We start from the raw sequence: 7,172 nt of genomic DNA, 5'->3' as shown, positions 1-7,172 counted from the left end.
CCGGCACGCCCGCGGAAAGCGAAGCGCCTGGAGCGCAAATCAACAGACAAATTTAAAAGAACGATAAAAAAAGGGGTGCCCCTAAAAGTTATACCCTTGGGACACCGTCTTTTCCTGCCTTATTCGTTCTTTGTCAGCTGTAATGCTTTTTTTATATCTTTAAAGGAATTCGATTGTCCATACATTAAGACACCACCACGATAGACTCGTGCGCCAAATGTTGCTAAGAAAACAATTGTTGCTACTAAGATAGCAATTCCTACCATTGCCTCCCAGACTGGAATTGTCAACATTCCAACCCGCAGAAACATGATCATTGGTGTAAAGAATGGGATGAAAGATGTCACCGTTATGAACGGAGCATCCGGCTTTCCTAAGCCAAACATAGCAATCATAAACCCAGCAACTACGAGCATAGTCATTGGTGTAATCATTTGTTGCACATCTTCAATTCTGCTGACAAGTGAGCCGAGAAATGCTGCAAGTGTGGCATAAAGAAAATAGCCAAGAATAAAGAAAACAATTGCATAAATAATCGTTCCCAGAGGAATATCACCAAAACCATAAACACCGAAAAATCCTTCTTTTAAAGATTCCATATTTTGTTTTAGAGAGAAATAACCCACGGACAGAAAAACAGCGAGCTGTGTCAGACTTAATAAACCGATTCCAATTATTTTTGCAAACATCTGTTTAATTGGAGAGACACTTGAAATTAAAATTTCCATCACCCTAGACGACTTTTCTGTTGCTACTTCCATCGCAATCATATTAGCGTACATAATTACTGAAAAATATATGATAAAGAGCAAGACATAAACCAGACCACGTGCCTGATTCAGTTCCTCTTCCGTTTTTGCATTCTTCTCAAGTGCAATTTTCTTAAAAGTCACTGGTTCATATAGCTTTTCGAGCTGAACAGGAGTCAATTGAATTTGTGAAGCCGCCAGCATGGTTTTTACTTGCTGAAGACTCGTTTGAAGGTCAGTATACAAGGATGAATCAGCAATACTCTTTGCTTTATAAGTAGCCAACGGAAGTTTTTCATCATTTAAACCAAGTAGGACAATTCCTTGGTAAGTTCCCTTTTCAACTGCTTTATCTGCCTCTGCTTCATTTCCTTGGAAAAGTGTTAAGTGAATATCTTTATTAATTGTGCTAACTTGCTTTTTGAATGGATCAAACAGTTGACCTGTTTCATCAAGGACAGCCACATTTTCTTTTCCATCATTTTTATCGAAGATATCAATGATATTGGTTAGGTTAGTTAAGACCAAAACAATAATGACCGTTATAAGAGTTGTAATGATGAAGGACTTTGTTTTCAATTTATTTAAATAAGTGTGGAACAGAATAATCCAAAAATTATTCATAGGAATCACCTACTTTTTCAATAAAAATATCATTTAATGATGGTTCTTCAAGGGCAAACTTCCGGATAAATCCTTGGTTGACAATCTCCTTAAGTATTTTTTCAGCTATGTACTCTCCTTCAATTTGCAGGTGAATTCCTTCCATTGTTGGTTTTGACTTTACGACTCCAGGGTAATTTTTTAAGAAATCAAGTGAAAAATCAGCATGAATTACAAGGTTCTTTTTCCCAAAGGAACGCTTGATTTCCTTTAATGAACCATGAACAGCAGGGCTTCCTTTGTGCAAGATACAAAGATGTTCACACATTTCCTCGACATGCTCCATTCTATGGCTCGAGAAAACGATAGTCGCCCCATCTTCTTTCAGAGATAGAACCGCCTCTTTTAGCATTTCCACATTTACTGGGTCAAGACCGCTAAATGGCTCATCCAAGATTAGTAATTTTGGTTTATGAACGACAGCAGCAATGAATTGGATTTTTTGTTGATTCCCTTTGGAAAGCTCCTCAACTTTTTTATTTTCATACTCAGGAATTTTGAAGCGTTCAAGCCATGATTTTAATTCCGTAAGTGCCTGAGATTTTTGCATCCCTCTTAATCTGGCTAAATAGACGATTTGGTCACGAACCTTTAGTTTCGGATACAAGCCTCTCTCTTCAGGGAGATAGCCAACCAAATGACTGGTTGAATAGTCAATCGGCTTCCCGTCCCAAGTAATCTTACCACCGCTAGTGTCCAGCAGCCCTAAGATCATTCGGAAGGTCGTTGTTTTCCCTGCACCATTAGCCCCTAAAAAGCCAAACATTTCTTTTTCAGGAATCACTAATGATAGATCATCCACAGCAATAAAATTCCCGAATCGTTTCGTGACATGTTCAAGTTTCAGAACCATTTCACACACTCCTCTCCATCTTTAATACGAATTTAACATATTTTGGTTTCACTTTCTTTTTGCACAATTTTATAAATTATGTGAAAATAGATAAAAACTAGATTCTTTTAAGGGGTTGTTAAAATGAAGACTTATAAATTAACTGCATTTGAATCCAATGGGGAAAAGGTTTTAGATGAATCCTTCCAGGCTGAGCATGATGATGCTGCAAAAGAATTAGGTCAAAAAATGTTAGCCGACAAAAACTTATTAGAACGCACACACCGATGTACTTCACCAAGCGGCAAGCTATTACTCTTTCATTCTTAAAAATGAAAGCGCTGTAAATAAGGATTAACAGGAATAAGCAAAAAAACAAAGAAGCTGCGTGCTTCTTTGTTTATTTACCTATAAATCTAGGTTGTCTTTTTTCGATGAATGACCTTATTCCTTCTTGGTGGTCAATGGTTTCGCGCATTTTTTGCTGTGAATATTTTTCTAATTCTAAGATTTTTAATAAGTAAGGACGATGCATATCAGCTAATATTTTTTTCGTTTTAATCATCGCCTGAACAGGTCTGCTTAACCAATCTGAAATTCTAGCATCTAATGTCTCCTGAAGATTAGCTGCCGCTACTTCTTCAATTAAACCTAACGCAAATGATTCATCAGCATCCATCATTTTCCCGTCCCAGATTACCTGTTTCGCTTTTGTCTCTCCCAATTTTTTCTCTAAGAAGAAATGGGCCCCTCCATCTGGAATCAGACCGATCCCGATAAAATTCATTGCTAGCTTGCTATTTTTTTCAGCAATAATATGGTCAGTTGCTAACGCAAGGCTGAACCCCAAGCCAGCCGCTGCACCTGTAATAGCACTAATAGTTAGTTTAGGCATGCTATAAAGAGTAACAATTAGTTCGCTAATACTGTCCATAACAGGATAGAAGTCGTTTTCGTTCATGTTTGAAAGCATGGTTTTAATATCGCCCCCAGCCGAAAAGGCTCTTCCTTTTCCCGTTAGAACAACAATATCGATTTCATCCGATTCACTAATTTCCTTTAGCTTACAGACTAGCCCCCTAATCATTTCTGAGTCCATGGAATTTAATGACTCAGGTCTGTTCATTTCTATTGTCGCCACACGCCCTATAACTTTTACATTCACCTTATCTGTTATAAAGTTTATCGACACGTGAAACCCTCCCATCCTTTTGAATCAATTCCATTATATATGGAATTGAGGACATAAATATAGGTAAGTTTTTTAAAAATAGTGAATTTTCTACCCAGTTGGTTCAAAGAAAGACATCAACGGCAATTTACCGTTGATGTCTTTTTTAGGTTATTTTTTAATAATATTCATCCTTCTTAAAAACTCAATTGGCTGTTGTTTTCTAAAGTGTTCTTTTACCATATAGGCAACACCTTGTTCGTTCTGTGATCGTGTCACCCAATCTGATGCTTTTTTCACCGCGAAATCCGCATTCCACATTGAAACACCCAGACCTACAGCCTCAAGCAAAGGAATGTCATCTAGACAATCACCGATATAAACTATTTCTTTTCTTGGAATCCCTAATTGGCTTGCAAGGTATGATAACCCTGATAATTTTGAAACACCCGTTGGGACAATATCCAACCGTAAAGTATCTAGTTGAATTAATTCAATCTCTGTATACATTTTTTGAAGTGCCTTTTTCGCATCCTGAAGGTCACTTTCTTCTTCAAAATAAACTTCTATCTTCGGAGGGCTCACTGGCTGGTCATGTAGATACTCAGTTAGTGACGACACAAATTGCTGTGAATAGAACACCGGATCCCCTGAGGTAAAGACTGTCTTAGCCAATAAATTATTATTCAATTTAAACTTATTGGCTAATGAAAATTGTTCATGGACAAGACGAATTTGACATGGCAGCGCCTCTAAAAAGCTGACTGTATCATAAGTAATTTGTTCACCAATCCTTTTCACATAAATTGGTTTGTCCTCAGAACTTGCAATAAATGCCCCTTGATGTGTAATGAGGGGGGATTTTATTTTTAAAGCCTTGGCTACTTTTCTTGTGGAAGGAAAGCTCCGCGATGTGACAAGCGTGACATAGATTCCTTTTTGCTGAACATACTCTATAGCCTCTTTAGTTGATTTATGGATTTTTCCGTTTGTTTGAAGAAGCGTGCCATCAATATTTAAAGCAAGCAAGCGATAAATCATTCCGTTGCCCCCTGTTCTTGGTGAAATAGCCTTTATAACACTTTTATGATTTTTTAGGCATTTGTAGAACAGAGCAAAAAAGAAAAAGCCTTCGGTTTATACCGAAGGCACGCATTTCAATTTACATTTTTCCGTAAAGGTCTTCTAGAGGTTTCATAATTACTTTGTTTAACTCACCAATAACCATGCTCATCCGTTGTTCAGCATGCATTAACCTAGCAATTTTTTCATTTTGCTGAACAAGTCCTACAGATGATTGGGCTTGCGCAATTTCTTGTTCAGAGATATCCTGCCCCATCATCTGTTTCTGCTGTAAGTCCATTTGGATTTTGCGGAACTGATCAAACATTTGTTTTGCTGCTGGATCCGCATTTACTTCTTTATAGGCTTGTTGAAGTTGTGTGTATTCATCACTTTGACGAATAGCTGTTTCTAACGCATAGGCGGAATCATATAAATTAATTGCCATTGGTAAACACTCCTTTTAATCAAACGCTTTTGTAATCCGAATCAACTATAACAAACTATTCACCAAAATGCGAGAATGTTAAAATCACCATCTAGATTCGTTTTACATACATTACTATATCAACTAATGCCCATAAAGAAATAATGGTTCCAATTTAAATAGAAATTGAGGAATGTTTATGTCTTTACCATTAACACAGGTTACCCTCGAAGCAAGAAAACCTAAAAATAAGAATGACAGCCTGGTGCAAATATCCAACCATTTATTTACTAGTTTGGGATTAAACAAGAATAATCTTCAATTAAATATTAAGTTAGGAAAAAAGGCAATACAAACAGTGGTCCAACCAGTAGATCTGGAACCCCCAAATTTGATGCTTTTTCCTGAAAATATTCTCAAGAATTTTTGCCTGCCTACCCAGAGTTTTAAATTTCAAGCCATCTATCGGGATGACCTTCTAACACTCGAACTCGGACCTGTGTTTGGACTAGTAACTGATTTCCCTTCCACTAAACAGGAAGAACCACACTTTCGTTCTATTCATACTTTTTGCGAGGAACTTCATCATGGAATTACTGAAATTGGCGGCTTTTTTTATGTTTTTTCATTTGAGGAATTTTTAAATCAAGGCTATTACCTTTTAAATGGGAAATGGAAATCGTTTGAACACCCAATACCGGATGTGATTTACAATCGTATCCATTCCCGTAAACTTGAACAATCTGTCCCATTTAAGCAATTTCGTAAAAAACTTGAAACCATGATGATTCCTTTGTTTAATGAACGCTTCCTATCAAAATGGGAAGTATATAATCAACTATTTCAAGAAAAACATCTCCTCCCCTTCTTACCAAAAACAAAAATATACACGAAAGAGAATCTGTATGAACTTACCGACGAATATGAAACAGTATTTATAAAGCCGGTTCATGGCAGTCAAGGAAGAAATATTATCAAGTTGAAAAAAGAAGATGAAATCCACTACACTTTAAACACCTCGATTGCATCACTTAACGAAAACTCTAGCTCTCATTACTACTTAGACGAAATACACAACCTAATCAGGCCTATTCTCCATAATCGATTTTTTATTATTCAACAAGGAATTGAATTAGTGTCGTATGACTCATGTTCCATGGATTTCAGGGTACTATGTCACAAAAATCTGAACAACCATTGGCAAGTTACCTCAATTGTGGCAAGGATAGCTGCAAAGGAAGAGTTCGTTTCCAACATTGCAAGAGGTGGAAAGATGCTTAGACCTCTAAAGGTTCTGCGAACATGTCTTGGACCAAAGAACGCTTTAGAGGTGCTTACACATATGAAAGAATTAGCGATGGAAACAGCATCAATTATTAGTAACTCTCAAACAGGGATAACTGGTGAACTTGGCATCGATATTGGAGTAGACCTAGACGGAAAGCCATGGATTATTGAAGTAAACTCTAAACCCTCGAAAAACTTTGAAGATGGATTAGGAAAAATCAGACCATCTGCGAAGGCACTTATTCAATTTTGTACACTGCTTGCATTCGATTCGACTTTTGTAAAGGAGGACTAGTAAATTGATTGCCTTTGGAATAATGACTATAAGTTTTGACAGTGAGCAGTCCTATATCAACGACATCGCAAACCTTGCAGAACCCTGTGGGATGGAATGCTTTCGCTTCACCCCTGCAAATATAAATCCACTTACATTACAAGTAAAAGGAAAAAAATTCATGTCACAAACAAAATCCTGGGTTGACAAGGATTTCCCCATTCCAGCTCTTATTTATGATCGTTGTTTTTACGGGGATGATGACCACTCCAAGCAGTGCATTCCGATTGTATCCTGGCTAAAGAACAGACCCGAAATAACCTTTTTAGGCTATGGACTGCCTAATAAACTGGAACTCTATGAAGTATTAAAAAGTACTGTTTTATCAGCTTACTTGCCCCTGTCCCAGGCAGTTTCCAATACGAGCATCGTTTTAAATGAATTAACTGCAAAAAAAAGAGTGATTTTAAAGCCAATTAATGGCTCTCAAGGAAATGGCATTTACTATTTGAAAAAAAACAACAAATCCTTCCACGTTAAAACAGAAAAAAACAAGAATATTATCTCACGAATTTTCCCAAATGAAACCAAACTTAATAGTTGGCTGCAACCACTTATTAGCAAGCGTCCCTACCTTATGCAGCCGTATTTAGAATTATCAAATGATGACCTACAGCCATTTGACATTCGAATCCTCTTACAGAAAG

General features: G+C 37.0%; 8 protein-coding genes. 3 read left to right on the top strand and 5 right to left on the bottom strand.

The features are described 5' to 3' along the window. Positions 1-119 precede the first annotated feature (119 nt). Together V7659_RS05105 and V7659_RS05100 are read right to left on the bottom strand one after the other, a co-directional pair. Positions 120-1,373: an ABC transporter permease gene (locus V7659_RS05105; protein WP_335453238.1), complete on the bottom strand. Its 1,254-nt coding sequence runs from the start codon at positions 1,371-1,373 to the stop codon at positions 120-122. Continuing rightward, positions 1,366-2,265, bottom strand: coding sequence for an ABC transporter ATP-binding protein (locus V7659_RS05100; protein ID WP_335453235.1), 900 nt, complete (start codon positions 2,263-2,265; stop codon positions 1,366-1,368). The genes V7659_RS05105 and V7659_RS05100 overlap by 8 nt, the downstream gene beginning before the upstream one ends. 123 nt (positions 2,266-2,388) lie before the next feature. On the opposite strand from V7659_RS05100, the gene V7659_RS05095 reads away from it, so the two are divergent. Next, positions 2,389-2,574 (top strand): YhzD family protein, encoded by a 186-nt coding sequence (locus V7659_RS05095; RefSeq protein WP_335453232.1) that lies wholly within the window; start codon positions 2,389-2,391, stop codon positions 2,572-2,574. Between the two features lie 70 nt (positions 2,575-2,644). Here V7659_RS05095 and V7659_RS05090 read toward each other — a convergent pair whose 3' ends face one another. The 3 genes from V7659_RS05090 to V7659_RS05080 form a co-directional block, all read right to left on the bottom strand. After that, positions 2,645-3,451: an enoyl-CoA hydratase gene (locus tag V7659_RS05090; protein ID WP_420491703.1), complete on the bottom strand. Its 807-nt coding sequence runs from the start codon at positions 3,449-3,451 to the stop codon at positions 2,645-2,647. A 135-nt stretch (positions 3,452-3,586) separates the two neighbouring features. Further along, positions 3,587-4,456 carry a Cof-type HAD-IIB family hydrolase gene (locus V7659_RS05085; protein ID WP_335453226.1) on the bottom strand — a complete coding sequence of 290 codons (870 nt, stop codon included), beginning with the start codon at positions 4,454-4,456 and terminating at the stop codon, positions 3,587-3,589. 121 nt (positions 4,457-4,577) lie between these two features. Next, positions 4,578-4,925, bottom strand: coding sequence for a YlbF family regulator (locus tag V7659_RS05080; protein WP_335538554.1), 348 nt, complete (start codon positions 4,923-4,925; stop codon positions 4,578-4,580). A gap of 178 nt (positions 4,926-5,103) precedes the next feature. On the opposite strand from V7659_RS05080, the gene V7659_RS05075 reads away from it, so the two are divergent. Further along, positions 5,104-6,486, top strand: coding sequence for a YheC/YheD family endospore coat-associated protein (locus tag V7659_RS05075; protein ID WP_335538553.1), 1,383 nt, complete (start codon positions 5,104-5,106; stop codon positions 6,484-6,486). Between the two features lie 4 nt (positions 6,487-6,490). Next, positions 6,491-7,172, top strand: a 682-nt coding sequence (locus V7659_RS05070) for a YheC/YheD family protein (protein ID WP_335538551.1), incomplete at its 3' end; no start/stop codon positions are given.

This window comes from Neobacillus drentensis, assembly GCF_036966985.1.
In the GTDB taxonomy this organism is placed as follows: Bacteria; Bacillota; Bacilli; order Bacillales; family Cytobacillaceae; genus Neobacillus; species Neobacillus drentensis_E.
The sequence above is the reverse complement of the archived record's forward strand: the minus strand, read 5'-3'. Positions and strand labels throughout refer to the sequence as shown.

Coding starts and splice junctions, on each gene's coding strand:
- V7659_RS05105 (WP_335453238.1), bottom strand. CDS start 1,373: ATGAATAATTTTTGGATTATTCTGTTCCACACTTATTTAAATAAATTG.
- V7659_RS05100 (WP_335453235.1), bottom strand. CDS start 2,265: ATGGTTCTGAAACTTGAACATGTCACGAAACGATTCGGGAATTTTATT.
- V7659_RS05095 (WP_335453232.1), top strand. CDS start 2,389: ATGAAGACTTATAAATTAACTGCATTTGAATCCAATGGGGAAAAGGTT.
- V7659_RS05090 (WP_420491703.1), bottom strand. CDS start 3,451: ATGGGAGGGTTTCACGTGTCGATAAACTTTATAACAGATAAGGTGAAT.
- V7659_RS05085 (WP_335453226.1), bottom strand. CDS start 4,456: ATGATTTATCGCTTGCTTGCTTTAAATATTGATGGCACGCTTCTTCAA.
- V7659_RS05080 (WP_335538554.1), bottom strand. CDS start 4,925: ATGGCAATTAATTTATATGATTCCGCCTATGCGTTAGAAACAGCTATT.
- V7659_RS05075 (WP_335538553.1), top strand. CDS start 5,104: ATGTCTTTACCATTAACACAGGTTACCCTCGAAGCAAGAAAACCTAAA.